Source organism: Ferrovum myxofaciens (genome assembly GCF_000735045.1).
GTDB classification, from domain to species: Bacteria; Pseudomonadota; Gammaproteobacteria; order Burkholderiales; family Ferrovaceae; genus Ferrovum; species Ferrovum myxofaciens.
In genome coordinates this window covers 49,630-68,128 of the sequence record NZ_JPOQ01000031.1, presented here as the reverse complement: position 1 = coordinate 68,128, position 18,499 = coordinate 49,630, and the positions used below count along the sequence as shown (strand labels likewise).

At 55.3% G+C, this 18,499-nt stretch carries 15 protein-coding genes; 8 read left to right on the top strand and 7 right to left on the bottom strand.

Annotated features, from left to right (window positions below):
* Entirely contained in the window at positions 1-4,617 is a 4,617-nt protein-coding gene (gltB, locus tag IV91_RS0105885; protein ID WP_031596790.1) for a glutamate synthase large subunit, read from the bottom strand.
* Positions 4,618-4,792: 175 nt separating this feature from the next.
* On the opposite strand from gltB, the gene IV91_RS0105880 reads away from it, so the two are divergent.
* From IV91_RS0105880 to hemB, 4 genes are read left to right on the top strand one after another with little or no spacing between them, the layout of a single operon-like run.
* Positions 4,793-5,332, top strand: a complete 540-nt coding sequence (locus IV91_RS0105880) for a shikimate kinase (RefSeq protein WP_031596789.1) — start codon at positions 4,793-4,795, stop codon at positions 5,330-5,332.
* The gene (gene aroB, locus IV91_RS0105875; RefSeq protein WP_031596788.1) at positions 5,313-6,410 is read left to right on the top strand and encodes a 3-dehydroquinate synthase; all 1,098 of its coding nucleotides are present in this window, start codon (positions 5,313-5,315) and stop codon (positions 6,408-6,410) included. The genes IV91_RS0105880 and aroB overlap by 20 nt, the downstream gene beginning before the upstream one ends.
* A 58-nt stretch (positions 6,411-6,468) precedes the next feature.
* Positions 6,469-8,724 carry a penicillin-binding protein 1A gene (locus IV91_RS0105870; protein WP_051862167.1) on the top strand — a complete coding sequence of 752 codons (2,256 nt, stop codon included), beginning with the start codon at positions 6,469-6,471 and terminating at the stop codon, positions 8,722-8,724.
* 12 nt (positions 8,725-8,736) lie between these two features.
* A complete protein-coding gene (gene hemB, locus IV91_RS0105865; RefSeq protein ID WP_031596786.1) occupies positions 8,737-9,741 on the top strand; it encodes a porphobilinogen synthase in 1,005 nt (334 codons plus the stop codon).
* Here the strand turns inward: hemB and yihA are convergent.
* The 4 genes from yihA to thiD form a co-directional block, all read right to left on the bottom strand.
* Positions 9,725-10,378, bottom strand: coding sequence for a ribosome biogenesis GTP-binding protein YihA/YsxC (gene yihA, locus IV91_RS0105860; RefSeq protein WP_051862165.1), 654 nt, complete (start codon positions 10,376-10,378; stop codon positions 9,725-9,727). The genes hemB and yihA overlap by 17 nt on opposite strands.
* Entirely contained in the window at positions 10,375-11,655 is a 1,281-nt protein-coding gene (gene hemL, locus IV91_RS0105855) for a glutamate-1-semialdehyde 2,1-aminomutase (protein WP_031596783.1), read from the bottom strand. Before hemL ends, yihA begins: the two co-directional genes overlap by 4 nt.
* Positions 11,656-11,716: 61 nt before the next feature.
* On the bottom strand, positions 11,717-12,334 hold the full coding sequence (locus IV91_RS0105850) for a thiamine phosphate synthase (RefSeq protein ID WP_031596782.1): 618 nt from the start codon (positions 12,332-12,334) through the stop codon (positions 11,717-11,719).
* Positions 12,324-13,151, bottom strand: coding sequence for a bifunctional hydroxymethylpyrimidine kinase/phosphomethylpyrimidine kinase (gene thiD, locus IV91_RS0105845; RefSeq protein ID WP_031596781.1), 828 nt, complete (start codon positions 13,149-13,151; stop codon positions 12,324-12,326). The genes IV91_RS0105850 and thiD overlap by 11 nt, the downstream gene beginning before the upstream one ends.
* A gap of 108 nt (positions 13,152-13,259) precedes the next feature.
* Here thiD and IV91_RS0105840 point away from each other — a divergent pair, with 108 nt between their 5' ends.
* The 4 genes from IV91_RS0105840 to IV91_RS0105825 all read left to right on the top strand — a co-directional run bounded on the left by IV91_RS0105840 (position 13,260) and on the right by IV91_RS0105825 (position 16,674).
* Positions 13,260-13,442: a rubredoxin gene (locus tag IV91_RS0105840; RefSeq protein WP_031596780.1), complete on the top strand. Its 183-nt coding sequence runs from the start codon at positions 13,260-13,262 to the stop codon at positions 13,440-13,442.
* Between the two features lie 3 nt (positions 13,443-13,445).
* Positions 13,446-15,230 carry an arginine--tRNA ligase gene (gene argS, locus IV91_RS0105835; RefSeq protein WP_031596778.1) on the top strand — a complete coding sequence of 595 codons (1,785 nt, stop codon included), beginning with the start codon at positions 13,446-13,448 and terminating at the stop codon, positions 15,228-15,230.
* A gap of 74 nt (positions 15,231-15,304) precedes the next feature.
* Positions 15,305-16,000 (top strand): SPOR domain-containing protein, encoded by a 696-nt coding sequence (locus tag IV91_RS0105830; RefSeq protein ID WP_160171529.1) that lies wholly within the window; start codon positions 15,305-15,307, stop codon positions 15,998-16,000.
* Positions 16,001-16,023: 23 nt separating this feature from the next.
* Entirely contained in the window at positions 16,024-16,674 is a 651-nt protein-coding gene (locus IV91_RS0105825) for a thiol:disulfide interchange protein DsbA/DsbL (RefSeq protein WP_035417250.1), read from the top strand.
* 19 nt (positions 16,675-16,693) lie between these two features.
* Here the strand turns inward: IV91_RS0105825 and glmU are convergent, their stop codons facing one another.
* Together glmU and IV91_RS0105815 are read right to left on the bottom strand one after the other, a co-directional pair.
* Positions 16,694-18,067 carry a bifunctional UDP-N-acetylglucosamine diphosphorylase/glucosamine-1-phosphate N-acetyltransferase GlmU gene (gene glmU / locus IV91_RS0105820; protein ID WP_031596773.1) on the bottom strand — a complete coding sequence of 458 codons (1,374 nt, stop codon included), beginning with the start codon at positions 18,065-18,067 and terminating at the stop codon, positions 16,694-16,696.
* Positions 18,064-18,489 (bottom strand): F0F1 ATP synthase subunit epsilon, encoded by a 426-nt coding sequence (locus IV91_RS0105815; protein ID WP_031596772.1) that lies wholly within the window; start codon positions 18,487-18,489, stop codon positions 18,064-18,066. The genes glmU and IV91_RS0105815 overlap by 4 nt, the downstream gene beginning before the upstream one ends.
* Positions 18,490-18,499: the final 10 nt, after the last annotated feature.

Sequence of the window (18,499 nt, the reverse complement as noted above, 5' to 3'; positions counted from 1 at the left end):
TCAGGCCACCTGTGCCAATTGTTGTTCTGCTGCCATTTCAGCCAGCGCGCGGCGATACTCCAAGGGCATCACTTTGACGAACTTGCTCCGTGCACTCGACCATTGATCCAGAATCTGCTGTCCACGCGTACTGCCCGTATAACGCACGTGGTTTTCAATCAGGATACGCAACAGATATTCATCCCGTGCTTCGATGTGATTGACACGCACACGTCCATGGGTGTCCAGAACGCCTTTGACCTCGGTGGTCTGCTCTTCCTCGGGAACCGCCTCGAGCGCAACCATGGACAGATTACAGCGTTTATCAAAATCCCCCGCCTCGTCATAGACAAAGGCAATCCCCCCGCTCATCCCTGCGGCAAAATTTCGTCCGGCCTCACCCAGTACCACTACCGTGCCTCCCGTCATGTATTCGCATCCGTGGTCTCCTACGCCTTCCACCACGGCTACTGCACCGGAGTTGCGCACGGCAAAGCGTTCGCCTGCCACCCCCCGGAAATAACATTCTCCGGCAACGGCACCATACAGAACCGTATTTCCCACAATAATATTCTCTTCAGCCAACAAAGTAGATTCGGGAGCAGGTTGAATGATGATACGTCCCCCAGACAGTCCCTTGCCAACATAATCATTGGCTTCACCGTATAGGTGAAAAGTCACCCCATGGGCCAGAAAGGCACCAAAACTCTGCCCGGCAGTTCCCTTGGCGCGCACCAGGATCGTATCCTGAGGCAAACCGGCAAAGCCATGATGGCGCGCCACTTCGCCAGACAACATGGCACCCACGGAACGATTGACGTTACGCACGCCCGTTTCGATGACCACCGCTTGCCCCTGCTCGATAGCGGTCCTGGACTGTGCGATGAGAACATGATCCAGTGCCTGTTCCAAACCATGATCCTGCCGCTCCTTCCAGGAACGAGCCACTTGAACAGGCATGTCCGGGCTATGAAAGATTCTTGAAAAATCCAGACCCTGTGCCTTCCAGTGGGAAATTCCACGGCGCATGTCGAGGCGGTCAACCCGTCCCACCATCTCCTCGAAAGTCCGGAATCCCAGTTGAGCCATCAGTTCACGTACTTCCTCCGCCACAAAGAAGAAATAATTGATCAAATGCTCGGGCTGTCCGGCAAATCGTCGGGTCAATTCCGGATCCTGCGTGGCAATGCCCACCGGACAGGTATTGAGGTGGCACTTACGCATCATGATGCATCCCTCCACCACCAGCGGGGCTGTTGCAAACCCAAATTCGTCCGCACCCAGCAAAGCGCCAATCACCACATCCCGCCCGGTTTTCATCTGACCATCGGCCTGCACACAGATGCGTCCACGCAAACGGTTGAGAACCAAGGTCTGCTGGGTTTCCGCCAGCCCCAACTCCCAAGGGGAACCCGCATATTTGATCGAAGACAGAGGAGACGCACCGGTTCCACCGTCATGTCCGGAGATGGTGACATGATCGGCATGGGCCTTGGCAACCCCGGCCGCCACCGTGCCCACCCCCACTTCGGACACCAGTTTGACGCTGATACGCGCTTGGGGATTGACGTTCTTGAGATCGTGGATCAATTGGGCCAGATCTTCGATGGAATAGATGTCATGGTGCGGGGGAGGAGAAATCAGACCCACCCCCGGCACGGAATGACGCAACTTGCCGATATACTGGCTGACCTTGTGTCCGGGTAACTGCCCTCCTTCCCCTGGTTTGGCACCCTGTGCCATTTTGATTTGAATATCATCGGCATTGACCAGATACTCCGCCGTCACACCAAAACGCCCGGAGGCGACCTGCTTGATGGCCGAACGCATGGAATCCCCATTGGACAATGGGCGGAACCGTGCGGGATCTTCTCCCCCTTCGCCAGTATTGGATTTCCCCCCCAGGCGGTTCATGGCAACGGCCAGAGTACTGTGCGCCTCCTGGGAAATGGATCCCAGAGACATTGCACCCGTGGCAAAACGTTTGACGATGGAGGCTGCGGCTTCCACTTCGGAAATAGGAAGGGGCTGCGCAGCATTCTTGAATTCAAAAAGACCCCGCAAGGTCATCCATCGTTCGGCCTGATCGTTGATGGCCCGAGCGTATTCCTGATAAGTCGCATAGTTTCCGGAACGGGTCGCATGTTGCAATTTAGAGATACTTTCCGGAGTCCACATGTGGGCTTCCCCACGAATGCGGTAAGCGTACTCTCCCCCGGCATCCAGCGCCTCCTGATGCAACGGCCCTGCAGAATACGCCACACGATGCAGGCGCAGATTTTCTTCCAGAATCTCGGCCAATCCGATTCCTTCAACCACGGAGGCTGTTCCCGTAAAGAAACGCCGCACAAAGGAAGCACTCAACCCGATGGCTTCAAAAATCTGGGCACCACAATAGGATTGAACCGTGGAAATCCCCATTTTGGACATGACCTTGAGCAGTCCCTTGGAAACAGCCTTGGAAAAACGCTTGCGCATTTCCTTGAGAGGGACGTCCATATTCAGGAACGCGCCATGACCCTGCTCCAGAGTTTCATAAACCAGCCAAGGATACACAGCCTCAGCCCCATAGCCCACGAGCAGGGCAAAATGATGGACTTCCCGGGCCGACCCCGTCTCCACCACCAAACCCGTGGCCGTACGAAGTCCTTCCCGTACAAGGTAATGATGCACTGCGGCAGTGGCAAGCAAAGCGGGGATCGCTACCTGCGCCGGGCCCACGGAACGATCTGAGAGGATCAGGATATTACTGCCCGAGCGAACGGCTTCCACCGCCTGGGTGCAGAGCGCTTCCAACCTGGCCGCCAATCCCGCCACTCCTTCCTGGAGAGGCGCGCAGATCGATAATGTAGAAACCCGGAAACGATCTGCCGTGAGACTGGCGATGGCGCGCAGACAGCTCATGTCTTCTGGCAACAGAACCGGTTGTTCCACTTCCAGACGGGGTTGGGGATCCGCTTCGTGTATCGCCAACAGGTTGGGGCGTGGTCCAATGAAAGACACCAGGGACATGACCAACTCTTCACGAATCGGATCGATGGGAGGATTGGTGACTTGGGCAAATAGTTGTCGGAAATACTGGTATAGCGACTTGGAGCGGTTCGACAACACCGCCAGCGGCGTGTCATCCCCCATGGAACCCACGGCTTCCTGACCGCTGGTCACCATGGGAGCCAGGATAAACTTGAGTTCCTCCTCGGTCATGCCAAAGGCTTGCTGGCGATGGAGCACAACGGCAGCGGTGGGTTTTTCTTCCACGGCAGGAGCAGGGACCGGCAGGGCCTCGAGACGGATCTGAGTCGCTTCCAGCCATTGACGGTAGGGATGCTGACGAGCCAGTCCAGACTTGACCTCCGCATCGCTAACGATCCGTCCCTGCTCCAGATCGATCAGGAACATCTTGCCCGGTTGCAAGCGCCATTTCTTGATGATCTTATGTTCGGGAATGGGCAATACCCCCATTTCCGAGGCCATCAATACCAAGTCATCACTGGTTTGCAAATAGCGTGCAGGACGCAAACCATTGCGATCCAGCGTGGCGCCAATCTGACGTCCATCGGTAAAGGCCACCGCAGCAGGCCCATCCCAGGGCTCCATCAGAGCCGCATGATATTCGTAGTAGTCCCGGCGCGCCTCATCCATCAAGGGATTGCCCGCCCAGGCCTCGGGAATCAGGAGCGTCATGGCCTGTACCAAAGAATAACCCCCAGCCACCAGCAATTCCAGCGCATTGTCAAAAGCAGCGGAGTCCGACTGACCCTCCACAATGAGGGGCCAGATTTTGGCCACGTCTTCACCCAGCAGGGCAGAGGCCAAATTACCACGACGTGCTGCCATCCAGTTGACATTCCCGCGCAACGTATTGATTTCCCCGTTATGCGCGATAAGTCGGAAAGGATGGGCCAGATCCCAGGTGGGAAAAGTATTGGTGGAAAAACGCTGGTGCACCAGCGCCAATGCGGAAACCAAACTTTCGTCGTTCAGATCGGTGTAGTACTGGCCCACTTGATCCGCCAGTAACATCCCCTTGTAAATCAGGGTACGAGACGACAGGGAGGGTAAGTAGAAGCGGGTCCGGTCATAACCCTTCTGGGCGGCTTCATGTTCGGCGCGCTTACGCAACACGAATAACTTTCGTTCAAAGACGGTCTGATCTCCGTGGGTCGCGCCACGGGCCAGAAAAATCTGGCGAATGAAGGGTTCTACCCGCTTGACGCTGTCTCCCAACCCCTGATTTTGAGTGGGCACCGTACGCCAACCCAAAACTTCGGCACCTTCTTCGCGCGCGCAGCGCTCCAGAATGGTTTCACAAATTTCGCGCGCTTGCGGATCTTGCGGCAGGAAAACCATACCCACGGCATAATGCCCCACCTCTGGCAGCGCAAAGCCCAGTGGATCCACCGCGCGGCGCAAAAAGGCATCAGGGATCTGGAGCAGGATACCTGCACCATCGCCCGCCAGAGGATCGGCGCCCGTGGCCCCGCGATGTGTCAGATTTTCCAGGATCTGAAGCCCCTGCCGAACGATGGCATGGCTCTTCTGCCCCTTGATGTGCGCAACAAAGCCCACACCACAGGCATCATGTTCATGGACGGGATCGTAAAGTCCCTGAGCGGACGGAATGGACGACTGGTTCAACGGTACACCTCAGCACGCAGTAGACGGAGCAATCGCTGCGTGCACAAACCGGAGCCTGAGGCGGGTCATGATTACGCGCAGCGGGTCTGCGATGATACCCCAGACGGACTGGCCAATCAACCGTTAACTTTATGGCACACGCCTTTCAAACTCCAAGCTGGGCTACAATGGCGGGATGGATAAATCGTGCAACATCTTTCTGGTGGGTTTGATGGGCGCCGGCAAGACCACCATCGGTCGCTTGTTGGCCCGTCATCGCCACCTGGAGTTCGTGGATTCCGACCAGGAAATCGAAGCCCATACAGGAGTGCGCATCAGCACCATTTTCGAACTCGAGGGAGAATCGGGCTTCCGCGCCCGCGAAGAGGCCATTCTAGGCGAGTTGGTCCAACGCCGGGGAATCGTGCTGGCCACCGGTGGTGGGGCCATTTTAAGTCCCCTGACACGCCAACGTCTGCGCCAACAGGGAGTCGTGGTTTATCTGCGTGGCAGCGTGGATCAACTCTGGCATCGTACTCGCCACGATCGCCATCGCCCCCTCCTGAAAACGGAAGACCCCAAAACCCGCCTGCAAGAGTTATTTGAAATCCGCGACCCCCTCTATCGGGAAACGGCCCACCTGATTGTGGATACCGCCCAACAAAGCCCACAAAGGCTCATCTGTCAATTGGAACTGGAACTAGACGCCCATGTCCTTGCACACCCTTCTTGTTGAAGTCTCTCCCTCTTACCCGATCCAGGTAGGACCCGGATTACTATGCCGTAGCGACCTCATCACGCCTCATCTGGCTGGCAATACCTCTGCCATCGTGACCAATACCACCGTGGCACCTCTGTATCTGGATCTCCTCGCGCACATGCTCACCGCTGAGGGACAACGGGTCATACCCATCCTGCTCCCCGATGGAGAGTCCTACAAAACACGCGACAGTTTCAACCATATTCACGATGTACTGCTGGAACACCGGGCGGATAGAAAAACCACGGTCATTGCACTGGGCGGGGGAGTGGTCGGTGATCTGGCAGGTTATGCGGCAGCCACCTACCTGCGTGGCGTCTCTCTGATTCAAGTCCCCACGACCCTACTGTCCCAGGTGGATTCTTCCGTGGGCGGGAAAACCGGTATCAACCACCCCCTGGGTAAGAACATGATCGGCGCATTTCACCAACCCCGTTTGGTACTGGCCGATACCACAACCCTTGATACCCTGCCTCAGAGAGAATTTCTGGCGGGTCTGGCAGAGGTCATCAAATATGCGCTGATCCGTGATCTCCCCTTTCTGGAATGGCTGGAAATTCATCTGGATGCCTTGCTGCAACGTGACCCCGAGATCTTGGCTCAGGCCATTCTGACGTCCTGCCGCAACAAGTCCACCCTCGTGGCTGCAGACCCTCTGGAACAAACCGGGCTGCGTGCCTTGCTCAATCTGGGTCACACCTTCGGACATGCCATTGAAACAGGATTGGGCTATGGAAACTGGTTGCATGGTGAAGCCGTGGCGGTGGGCTCTCTGTTGGCCGCTGACCTGTCCGAACGTCTGGGCTGGCTCCACTCCAAGGACCTGCAACGCATGACGACCCTCTTTGAGCGAACCGGCCTACCGACCCTAGCACCTAACCTGGGGGTTCAACGGTATCTGGACCTCATGGCCGGAGACAAAAAGGCAGAGGCAGGGTCTCTGCGTTTTGTACTCCTCAAGTCGCTGGGCCAAGCCTGTCTGACTTCCGTGACCCGCCAGGATCTGCTGGAAGCCGTCCTGACCCCCGGACAAGGGCGCTTCATCGCACCCTGAAAGACGCTTCCCCTGAGACCAAGTATAATCTCTTCCAACTTCCACCAGTGGTGCCATATTGCCCAAATTTCTTCTCTACCCCTTGATTTTTCTGGTCGCTCTCGGCACCGTGGCAGTGGGCATCGTGGTCATGACTCTGGCCCTACTGTATCCAAAACTTCCCAGTCTGGATGCTGTCACCGACTATCGCCCAAAGTTACCACTCCGGGTCTATACCACGGACCATCAATTGATCGGCGAATTTGGGGAAGAGCGGCGCGCCATGCTCAAATTGACGGAAGTTCCTCTCAACATGCGTCACGCCATACTGGCTGCTGAAGATGACCGTTTTTACCAGCATGGTGCCGTGGATTTCCAGGGAGTTCTGCGTGCCATGCTGGCAGATGTGTTTTCCCACTCGGCCAAGGAAGGTGCCAGTACCATCACCATGCAGGTGGCCCGTAATTTCTTCCTGACCAATGAACGCACGTTGACCCGCAAATTATCCGAAGTCCTGTTGTCTTACAAGATTGAAAGCAACCTGACCAAGGACCAGATCCTCGAGTTGTACATCAACCAGATCTATCTCGGACAACGTGCCTATGGCTTTGGCGCTGCCGCCGTGGTGTATTACGGCAAACCCCTGTCTCAACTCACCGTTGCGGAAATGGCCATGCTGGCCGGGCTACCCAAAGCCCCCTCGCGCTACAATCCCATTATCAACCCACAACGGGCGGCACTGCGCCAACAGTATGTGTTGCGCCGCATGCACGACCTGAAGTACCTCAATGATGCCGACTTTACCCTGGCATTGCATAAACCGGGACACGCCTCAGCCTATCATGCCAATGCCCTGACCCGTGCTGACTATGTCGCTGAAATGGTCCGTCAGTACATGGTTCAAACCTATGGGGACGGAGTTTATTCCTCCGGCTACAGTGTCATCACCACTCTCCTCAAACCTGATCAGGATGCCGCTTTCCGCGCCGTACGCGAGGGTGTCCTGGCCTATGATCAGCGACATGGCTATCGCGGCCCTGAAGCCACGCTGGATTTGCCCAGCAGCGGTGCCACCATTGCCGATTTTGAAGAGTCGCTGGGAGACCTGGAAATCGCCAACGAACTATACCCGGCCGTGGTTGAGTCAGCCTCTGAAAAGGAAGTGAGTGCTTACATAAAGAATGTAGGGCCCGTGATCCTCAAAGACGGTGCCTTGGCGTTTGTACACGCCAGTTTGAGTCCAAAAACAAGTGCCGATCGACGAATCAAGCGGGGTTCTCTGATTCGCGTCCTGCGGAACGACAAATCCGGCTGGGTCATCGTTCAGTATCCCAAGGCAGAGGCTGCTCTGGTTTCTCTCGATACCCACAATGGAGCCATTCGTGCCTTGGTGGGAGGATTTGACTTCAATCGCACCAAATATAATCATGTCATCCAGGCCTATCGCCAACCCGGCTCCAGTTTCAAACCTTTTATCTACTCGGCGGCCCTGGAAAAAGGATTCACCCCGTTCACTCTGGTGGACGACAGCCCCATTGTCATCCATGACCCCAACCAAAATGGTGGCGAAGCCTGGGAACCCCATAACTATGAGAACGAATATTTGGGTCCGATTCGACTGCGTATCGGACTGGCCGAGTCAAAAAACATGGTTGCCATTCGCGTCCTGAAAGCCATTAGTCCTGGTTATGCCCAGGAATATATCAAGCGCTTCGGTTTTGAAAGCAATCGTCAACCCGCTTATCTCAGCATGGCCTTGGGTGCAGGCGAGGCTACCCCCCTACAAATGGCTACGGCCTATGCGGTCTTTGCCAATGGGGGATTTCGGGTCAAACCCTATTTCATCGATCAAATTTTGGACAGTAGCGGAAAACCTCTCAGCCGTACCCAGCCTATTCTGGCCGGTGAAGGTGCTGAGCAGGTCATCGATCCTCGCAATGCCTTCATCATGACCAGCATGATGAAGGATGTCATTCGCATGGGTACGGCCACCCGGGCGCTAAGTCTGGGTCGCCAGGATCTGGCTGGAAAAACCGGTACCACCAACGATCACGTCGATGCCTGGTTCTGTGGCTTTCAACCCAGTTTAGTGGCCGTGGCCTGGGTCGGCTTCGACAAACCAGCCTCTTTGGGACCACAGGAAACCGGTGCTCAAGCGGCCTTACCGATTTGGATGGATTACATGGGAACCGCGTTGAAAACCGTTCCGGAAAGTGAAGCCATCATGCCCCCTGGTATCGAGGTCGTTGCCATTGATCCCAAGACCGGACAACCCAGTACTGCATCAGACCACATCGATGATTACACCTATGCCACTGCCGCACAAAATAACTGAGGAACGACGATCATGGAGACGCTGAGTTCTTTTCCTGCACGACGGATGCGCCGAAATCGACGGGATGATTTTTCCCGTCGCCTGGTTCAGGAACATCAACTCCACGCGTCTGACTTGATATACCCGGTTTTCGTGCAGGAAGGAACCCACGAGGTAACCCCCATCTCTTCCTTGCCGGGCATCGCCCGTCAGGCCATTGAACCGTTATTGCATACCGCCGAACGGTGTCTTGAGTTGGGAATTCCTGCGCTGGCCCTGTTTCCGGTCATTCCCCAGGCACGCAAATCTCTCGATGCGGCAGAAGCCTGGAACCCCGACGGACTCCTCCCACGCACCGTACAGGCCCTCAAACGGCGCTTTCCTGAACTGGGACTGATCACCGATGTTGCCCTCGACCCCTACACATCCCACGGCCAGGACGGACTGATCGACGAGTCCGGCTACGTGCTCAATGATGAAACCCTGGCAGCACTGGCGCGTCAAGCCGTGGTGGAAGCTCAGGCCGGAGCGGATGTGGTGGCTCCTTCCGACATGATGGATGGACGCATCGGTGTCGTGCGTCGTGAACTGGATCAGGCGGGAAAAATCCATACCCGCATCCTGGCCTATTCTGCCAAATATGCCTCCTCCTTTTACGGTCCCTTCAGGGATGCCGTCGGTTCGGGGCAATCCTTGGGCACAGGCAGCAAGGAGACGTATCAGATGGATCCCGCCAACAGTGATGAAGCCCTCTGGGAAGCAGGACTCGACTTGGCTGAAGGGGCCGATATGATCATGATCAAACCAGGTCTGCCTTATCTGGATATCCTTCGGCGCATCAAGGATCAATTCAAGGCACCCACCTTCGTCTATCAGGTGAGTGGGGAGTATGCCATGTTGCAGGGAGCTATCCAGGCCGGATGGTTGGATGAAAAGTGCGTATGGGAAAGCTTACTGTCTTTCAAGCGCGCTGGTGCTGATGGTATTTTAACCTACTTTGCCCTGCGTGCCGGCGAATGGCTCAAGGCACAGCGCTGATTTCTCGACCCGTTTCGTTCCGGAAGAGTTCGCCCACGGCTTGTCGGGCGGGTTCCAGACCCTCACGATCCAAACTGGAAAAAGGAATGACCGTCAACGTCGCACCTCGGTCCGTCAGGGTCTGACGCACCGAACGTACAGTCTGTGCCCGCGCGCTGCGCCCCAACTTGTCGGATTTTGTCAACAAAACGATAACCGGTTTCTGGCGTGGCAGGAACCATTCCAGCAACTGTTCATCGAGCACTGTCAGTGGATGACGAATGTCCATGAGAAGGACCAGACCCTTCAGCGCTTCACGAGAGGCCAGATAGTCCGCCAGCAACCGTTGCCAATGCAGTTTGACTGCTTTGGGAACTTCGGCATAGCCATAGCCAGGTAAATCCACCAGGTAACCCTCTTCGCCCACACTGAAATAATTGATGTGCTGGGTGCGGCCGGGTGTCTTGCTGGAATAAGCCAAGCGGTTGCGCTGGGTGAGCACATTGATGGCACTGGATTTACCCGCATTGGAACGGCCAGCAAAGGCGACCTCGATACCCTGGTCCGGGGGTAAACCAGCATAGGCATCCACCGTAATGTGAAATTGTGCACGTTGAAAAAATGCTTCCCAGTTGGTTTTTTCCACAGGAATATTCATCTCAGTTGTTTGAATACCCGTTCTGCCGCGCTGAGCGTTTGATCCAGTTCCAAACTGGTATGGACGGTGGAGACAAAACCCGCCTCGAAAGCCGAAGGCGCAAAGTAGATCCCTTCATCAAGCATCCCCTGAAAAAACGCATTAAAAGCAAACCGGTCCGATTCCATCACCTCGGTCAGCGTATTGGGCAACTTTTCTCGGAAATACAGCCCAAACATACCCCCCAGGGAACAGGTGGACATGGGATATCCTGCATCGCGCCCCACTTCCACAATGCCCTCCGTCAGCGTTCGGGTCATTTCGCCCAAACGTTCATACAGTCCATCTGCGCAGGCCAGATGAAGATTCACCAAGCCCGCAGTCACGGCCACCGGATTGCCGGATAAAGTACCGGCCTGATACACCGGTCCGAGGGGAGCCAGATATTCCATGATGTCACGCCGTCCCCCAAAGGCAGCCAGGGGCATCCCTCCACCGATCACCTTGCCCAGAGTAGTCAAATCAGGGCGAATACCGTAAAGAGACTGGGCCCCACCCAAGGCCACCCGGAATCCCGTCATCACCTCATCAAAAATCAAAACGCTGCCATGGGCCGTGGTCAATTCGCGCAATTTTGAAAGGAATCCAGGGCGAGGTAATACCATGTTCATGTTGCCCGCCACGGGTTCAACGATGACGGCGGCAATCTGATTGCCCCGGGTGGAGAATAATTCTTCTAACTGTCCCATATGGTTATATTCGAGGACCAGGGTTTGAGCGGCCAATTCGGCAGGTATTCCCCCGGAATCGGGCTGTCCAAAGGTCAGCGCCCCGGAACCCGCCTTGACCAGCAAGGCATCCCCATGCCCGTGGTAACACCCCTCAAATTTGACGATGAGGTTACGCCCGGTAAACCCGCGCGCCAGACGAATGGCACTCATGGTGGCTTCGGTGCCCGAACTGGTCAGACGAACCATTTCCAGGGAGGGAAGGAGTTGTGTCAGTTTTTCGGCCATCTCCACTTCCAGAGCCGTGGGTGCCCCAAAACTCAAACCCCGCTCCACACTGGCCTGCACCGCCTGGATGACAGAAGGATGGGCATGCCCATGCAGAAGCGGCCCCCAGGAGCACACATAATCGATATATTCCTTGCCCTCCACGTCCCACACGCGAGGACCTTTCCCGCGCGTCAGAAAACGCGGGGTGCCTCCTACGCTTCGGAAGGCTCGCACCGGAGAATTGACGCCCCCCGGAATGAATTGCTGGGCACGTTCAAACAACTTCTGATTGGTTGTCATGGAAATTCCAGATCTTAAGTCAGTGGTCAAACGCCATTATACGCGCCCGGCCCCCTCCAGATCATTCAAAATTCGCGGCATATTCCCGCGCCCGGCTCGTGATATCCGGCGCATCGAACAATCCACTCAAAACAGCCACGGCATCAGCGCCTGCCGCACGCAGTTCGGCGACCCGATCAGGGGTGATTCCACCAATTGCAACAATGGGAATACGGAGGTGGGTACGGCTGGCACGAAGAACCTCCAGCGTGACGAACGCAGCTTCCGGCTTGGTTGATGAAGGGAAGAAGCGGCCCAGGGCGATATAGGCAGCACCCGCTTCTTCTGCCGCCTGCGCCCGTTTCAGGTCTGCATAGCACGAAACACCCAATAGCCTTCCATGAGCCAATTGATGCCATTCTTCCGGACGCGCATCCTCCAGCCCCACATGCACTCCCCCTTCCCACTCCGGGTGCCCTCCGTCATTGAGGATCAAAGGCGCGCCAAACTCATCACAAAGTGCGCGCAATTGACATAATTGTTGACGGCGCAAGGAAATCGCGAGAGATTTGACGCGGTACTGCAGTACCGACATCCCTCCCAGAAAGGCCAGTCGGACTCTTCTGAGCAACTCAGCGGTGTCACTCAATTCTGGGGTAATGCCGTAAAGTCCCCGAATTTCACCGGGTTCAATGGACATCGTTGCGCGGTTCCTCCCGAGCCCAGAAAAGACGATCAGGAATGATCTGTCCCATGCCGAGACGATAACCTTCTTTCAAGGTTTGCCAAGTATAGTCCTGGGCTTCTGCCACCGCTTCCGGAATGGGTAGCCCCTGCGCCAGACTGGCGGCAATGGCGCTGCTCAGGGTACATCCCGAGCCATGGTAACTGCCCGGAAGCCGTTCCCAGCGATCGGAACGGATGACTCCTTCACGTCCGTACAACGTATTGACCACCTGCACACCCGGTGCGTGAGTTCCCGTCACCAGAACGAATTCGCAACCGCTTTCCAATACTTCCATGGCCGCACGAGCATAATCAGGACGTTCTTCTTCAGGAGCCTCATCATAGGCCAGACGCATCAATTCCAGGACATTCGGAGTGACCAGAGAGGTCTGAGGCAAAATCAGATCGCGCAACGCCTCAAGCATTTCCTCATTGGCCAGTTCGTCGCCCCTTCCGCTGGTCAGCACAGGATCCAGTATCAGGGGCACTTCAGGATAATCAGCGACGATTTCAGCAATGGCGGCGATGATCTCCACACTGCCCAATACACCCAATTTAAATACGGCCACAGGAACGTCTTCCAGAATACAACGCGCCTGATCCACCACCCATTCCGCATCCATCGCCAGAATGTCCTCGACCCCCGTCGTATCCTGGACGGTAATTCCAGTCACCACCGACAATGGATGGCATCCCATACTGGAAAGAGTCAGCAGATCTGCTTGTAATCCCGCACCTCCACTGGGATCCGTGGCTGCAAACACCAATACGGCAGGGGGGGCAGGCATCATAGATGGTTGCTCTCAAGGGTGGATAAGTTTTATCATGGCAGGGGATCGATAGATTTCGCCTATTCTATACGATCATCGCGGTTACATTCTAACGTATTCGAGACACTCATGGATTCTGAACAAGGTTATAAAACCTGGCTGTGCCTGATTTGTGGCTATATTTACGACGAAGAATTGGGGGCCCCCGAGGAAGGTATCGTTCCTGGAACACGCTGGGCGGATGTCCCCATGAACTGGGTCTGCCCAGAGTGCGGGGCACGCAAGGAAGATTTTGAATTGATTGAAATTTGAGTCATGTCTTCCAGTCCTCTAACAACTTCCGAAGAATCCCTTGAAGCCCGCCTCTGCGCCCTGCTCACCGCTGCGGTTCAGAAAATTTCCTCCCCCCCCACGCTCCCTCCGGTTCTGGAGCGACCCCGTCAAAGCACGCATGGAGATTTTGCTTCCCCCGTCGCCCTCCAACTTGCCAAGGGGTTGCGTCAGCCCCCTCGGGAAGTTGCCGCTCAATTGATCGCGGCGCTGCCTTCCTCCTCTCTCATCGATCGCGTTGAATTGGCGGGACCCGGCTTCATCAATATTTTTTTGACGGCACAGGCGCGCCAGGAAGTCGTGCATGAGATTCTGCGTCATGGCCCCCTTTTCGGCTCCTCTCAAAAGGGATCGGGACGACGCGTACAGGTGGAATTCGTCTCCAGCAATCCTACCGGCCCACTCCACGTTGGTCACGGTCGTGGGGCTGCCTATGGCGCCTCGGTGGCCAATCTGTTATGCAAGGCAGGTTACCAGGTCCATCGGGAATACTACGTCAACGATGCCGGCCGTCAAATGGATATCCTGACGGTCTCCACCTGGTTACGCGCCCTCCAGCAATCCGGTAAATTAAAATCCCTGCCCTTTCCCAATAACGGATATCAGGGTGACTATGTGGAGACCATGGCACGGGAAACGGCACAACGATTTTCAGGCCTGGTCGTCAGCGAAGAATCTCTATTGTCCACCTTGAGGCTCCCGCATACCGATGACCTGATTGTCATTGCGCCCGAAGAAGAAGAGCACCACATGGACGCTCTGATTGCTGCTGCGAAGGAACTTCTGGGGCCAACTTACTTGGCACTGCACCATTTCGTGCTGACCGAACAATTGGACGATTGTCGTGAGGATCTCGAAGAGTTCGGGGTCATCTTCGATGAATGGTTCTCCGAGCAATCACTCTTTGATTCGGGTGCCGTAGCCCTCGTCGTATCCCGTTTGGAAAATGCCGGGCACCTCTATACCGAAAAGGGCGCCCGCTGGTTTCGCTCATCAGCCTTTGGCGACGAAAAAGATCGAGTCGTTCAACGGGAAAACGGACTCTATACTTATTTTGCTTCAGATATTGCCTACCATGCCGGTAAATTTGAACGGGGTTATGATCTCATCGTGGATATCTGGGGCGCCGACCATCACGGTTATATTCCCCGGGTCCGGGCAGCCCTGAAGGCTTTGGGTTACGATGACTCTCGCCTATCCGTGCCCTTGGTTCAATTCGTCAGCCTGTTTCGTCAGGGTGAAAAGGCTCAAATGTCCACCCGCAAGGGGCAATTCGTCACATTACGAGAATTGCGTACCGAGGTAGGTCGGGATGCGGCCCGTTTATTTTACATTTTGCGCAAATCCGATCAGCATCTGGATTTTGATCTGGATCTGGCGACTTCCCAGTCACAGGACAACCCGGTGTATTACATTCAGTATGCCCATGCCCGTATCCAGAGGGTTCTGGAACGCTGGGGGGGAGATCCGGGCATACTGGTCAACAGCGCGTTGCACCCATTGATTCATGAAGAAGAAACACGCATTTTGCAAATTTTGTACGCTTATCCCGCACTTTTGGAACAGGCCGCCGCCGACTTTGCACCCCATCTTGTTGCATTTTACTTGCGTGATCTTTCTGCTGAATTCCATGCCTACTATAATCAGGTCCCTTTTTTGGAAGGGGAACCCGTTCAGATACATGCGCGCATGGCCCTGCTGAGCGCCATTGGAATTGTGGTGCGGGATGGTTTGAGCCTGTTGGGTGTCTCTGCGCCAGATCGAATGTAAAATGAAGTCCTTCTTTTCATTCCATGGATTCTGCTATCATCTTCTCAGGCAGGAATCCCTATCTGGAGTATCTTGTGGCTGAGAAACCTAACCAGAAACCTGAAAAAAAATCAGCCGGTTCTTTTTTTATCGGGAGCATGGCAGGACTTGCAGGGGGTGTACTGCTGGCGGCAGGAGTGGCACTGTACATCAGCCAACTTGCATCCCCCATCACTTCCCGTAATACCCCTCCCCACCCTGCCCCTACACCGGAGAAACCTTCCGGATCCGATCTCACCAAACGAGGAATTCTGATTCCCTCTCCAGTGACCGGAGAGAATGAAGCCGGTTCCACTGTTACGTCGGGTTCATCCTCACCCACCGCTTCTGCACCCACTCTGGCCACAGAAGTCACTCCTCCCGCTCCGCTGGACGCGGGAGAACCCCCCCAGACCTCCCCCAGCCTTTCTCCACCAGCCACTTCCCTGCCCTCGCCTTTGAGCGATGACTTGCAACATCCCGTGACCGTCCGCTACTTCGTTCAAACTGGCGCTTTTGCTCAATCCTCCGAAGCAGAAAGCCAACGGGCCAACTTGGCTTTATTGGGCATAGACAGCATGGTCGTACCTGGTCAAGTCGAGGGGAAACCTCTCTACTACCGTGTGAGAATTGGACCATTTTCTTCTGTGGACGAGGTTCGAACCCTGATTAAATCCCTCAAGGATAATGGAGTTCCAGCCCAGGTTTTGCGAGAAACCACCACCAGTCACAGTTCCTTGATCCCCCATTAGTCTTTTTTCAGGAGTTTCTTCTCATGCTCTTGCCTCATTCCCGTCGTCGTTTTTTGGCTAGCACTGGTGCCCTTCTATGGGCGGGTTCCATGGCGGACAAACTTCAAGCCGCCACCGCAGGACAGGATTACCAGGTGGTTTCCCAAGCACCCTTGCCCGGTTCCTCGGTGGAGGTATTGGAATTTTTCTCTTATGCCTGTCCTCACTGTGCCCATCTAGCACCTCTGCTCGAACCCTGGTCACGCAAACTCCCGGCTGGCGTCATCTTTCGCCGCGTTCCCGTTACCTTTGGACATTCCCAGTGGACTGTACTGGCCCGTGCCTACTATGCTCTGGATGCCCTTCATGAGGCCAATCGCCTTCAGGAAAAGGTGTTTACCGCCCTGCACGAGCAACAGATCAACTTGTTTTCTGAAGACGAACTCTTTGATTGGGTCCAGAAACAGGGAGTCGATCGCAATCAATTCACTGCGCTCTACCGCTCCTTTGCCATTCAGTCCAAGGTTCAGCAGGGCGATCAGCAAGCCATGAGTTATGGCGTGGACGGTGTGCCCACCCTCATCGTCGATGGCATGTACGCCACTTCACCTTCCCAGGCCGGCAGCAATGCAGCACTGTTTACGGTATTGAATGAATTGATTACCCGGGAACTTACCCTCAAGAAACACCGCTGAGCACGCCTCGTTCGGCGGTTTACTTTTTGAGCGGACGATTCCAGTGAGGAATCGTTAGTTGTCTGCTACGGGACAGCGTCAATTGGTCGGCAGGCGCCGTCCTCACGATCGTGGAACCGGCACCAATGGTAGCGCCTGCTTCCACCGTAACAGGGGCCACGAATTGGGTGTCCGAACCAATAAATACATCATCGCCAATCTGGGTACGGTGTTTTCTGACCCCATCGTAATTACAAGTGATCGTTCCTGCACCGACATTGACTCGGGCACCGATGGTGCTATCCCCCAGATAAGTCAGATGATTGGCTTTGGTTGCCTGGTCAATGGTGCAATTCTTGACTTCCACGAAGTTGCCCAGATGAACAGCCTGTTGCGTGATGGTTCCAGGACGAATACGAGCATAGGGACCCACCTGGTTACCTGGGCCCAACTGGGCACCCTCAACGTGAGTATAAGCATGCACCACCGTCCCTGTTCCGATTCTGCAATTCTTGAGAACGCAATAGGGTCCAATGGTAACACCCTCCTCCAGAATGACATCCCCTTCCAGAATGACCCCTACATCGATCATGACGTCCCGACCACAGGATACTGTACCCCGCAAGGTCAAACGATCTGGATCAGCAAGAGTCACCCCCTTGCTGAGAAGACCTTCAGCCTGATGTCGTTGCCAAATACCCTCAAGTTGAGCAAGTTGACGCTTGTCATTGATACCCAAAGCTTCCCAATCATGGGTGGGCTGAACTGTATGAACAGAAACTCCGTCTGCCACGGCACTGGCGACAATATCCGTCAGGTAATACTCACCCTGAGCATTGGTGCAAGTCAATTGATCAAGCCATGGGGAAATATGCGCAATGGGCATGGCCATGATGCCGGTATTGACCTCGTGAATCTGTTTTTCCTGGGGTGAAGCATCCTTCTCTTCGCGGATGCCCATCACCCGTCCTTGCTCATCCCTCAAAATTCGCCCATAACCCTTGGGCTCTTGAATCTCTTGGGTCAGAAGAACCAGCGAATCCTGTGCCGGTTGAATCAGTTGCTTGAGGGTATGGGTTTGAAGCAAGGGAACATCCCCATACAGCACCAGAACGATGCCCTGTGCGGGCAGATGAGGCAAGACCTGAGCAAGAGCATGACCGGTCCCTTTTTGTTCTGCCTGATGGACCCAGGTCAAGTCTCGCTCTTTAAAACAGGCCCGTACGGTTTCTCCCCCATGTCCATAGACAATAATGACTTTCTCGGGGTCGAGAACTTGGGCAGCTTGAAGTACATGGGCCAGTAATGGTTTTGCCGCCAGGGGTTGCAAAACCTTGGGTAAAGCAGAATTCATTCGCTTGCCCTGACCAGCCGCCAGGACAACGACGTAAAGCGGAGCGTTACGGGCGTTCAGTGATGATCCTTGCGTATGCGTTGGATGGCGGCCAATTGAGCCACGGCGGTAGCTAACTCGGCAGAGGCGCGGGCATAATCCACATCGCTGGACTTATTATGCAGGGCCTCTTCTGCATTACGCTTCGCTTCGAAAGCCTTGGCTTCATCCAGATCATGGGCACGAATGGCAGTATCAGCCAACACAGTCACGCTATCCGGTTGTACTTCCAAAATTCCACCGGCTACGAAAATAGTTTCATCCTCACTCCTACCCGCCACCCGGACCCGGACCGTACCGGGTTTGATACGCGTAATCAATGGCGTATGGCGCGGGAAGATTCCCAACTCCCCGTCTTCCCCAGGGAGTGATACAAATTCTGCATCCCCGGAGAATAATTCAGCTTCTGCGCTGACGACATCCACATGGATGACATTGGCCATAATGACTCCC

Excerpts from the sequence above, each read along its gene's own strand:
- IV91_RS0105840 (WP_031596780.1), top strand. The coding sequence starts at position 13,260 with ATGGATTCTGAACAAGGTTATAAAACCTGGCTGTGCCTGATTTGTGGC.
- hemL (WP_031596783.1), bottom strand. The coding sequence starts at position 11,655 with ATGACAACCAATCAGAAGTTGTTTGAACGTGCCCAGCAATTCATTCCG.
- thiD (WP_031596781.1), bottom strand. The coding sequence starts at position 13,151 with ATGATGCCTGCCCCCCCTGCCGTATTGGTGTTTGCAGCCACGGATCCC.
- IV91_RS0105825 (WP_035417250.1), top strand. The coding sequence starts at position 16,024 with ATGCTCTTGCCTCATTCCCGTCGTCGTTTTTTGGCTAGCACTGGTGCC.
- argS (WP_031596778.1), top strand. The coding sequence starts at position 13,446 with ATGTCTTCCAGTCCTCTAACAACTTCCGAAGAATCCCTTGAAGCCCGC.
- IV91_RS0105880 (WP_031596789.1), top strand. The coding sequence starts at position 4,793 with ATGGATAAATCGTGCAACATCTTTCTGGTGGGTTTGATGGGCGCCGGC.
- IV91_RS0105815 (WP_031596772.1), bottom strand. The coding sequence starts at position 18,489 with ATGGCCAATGTCATCCATGTGGATGTCGTCAGCGCAGAAGCTGAATTA.
- IV91_RS0105850 (WP_031596782.1), bottom strand. The coding sequence starts at position 12,334 with ATGTCCATTGAACCCGGTGAAATTCGGGGACTTTACGGCATTACCCCA.
- yihA (WP_051862165.1), bottom strand. The coding sequence starts at position 10,378 with ATGAATATTCCTGTGGAAAAAACCAACTGGGAAGCATTTTTTCAACGT.
- hemB (WP_031596786.1), top strand. The coding sequence starts at position 8,737 with ATGGAGACGCTGAGTTCTTTTCCTGCACGACGGATGCGCCGAAATCGA.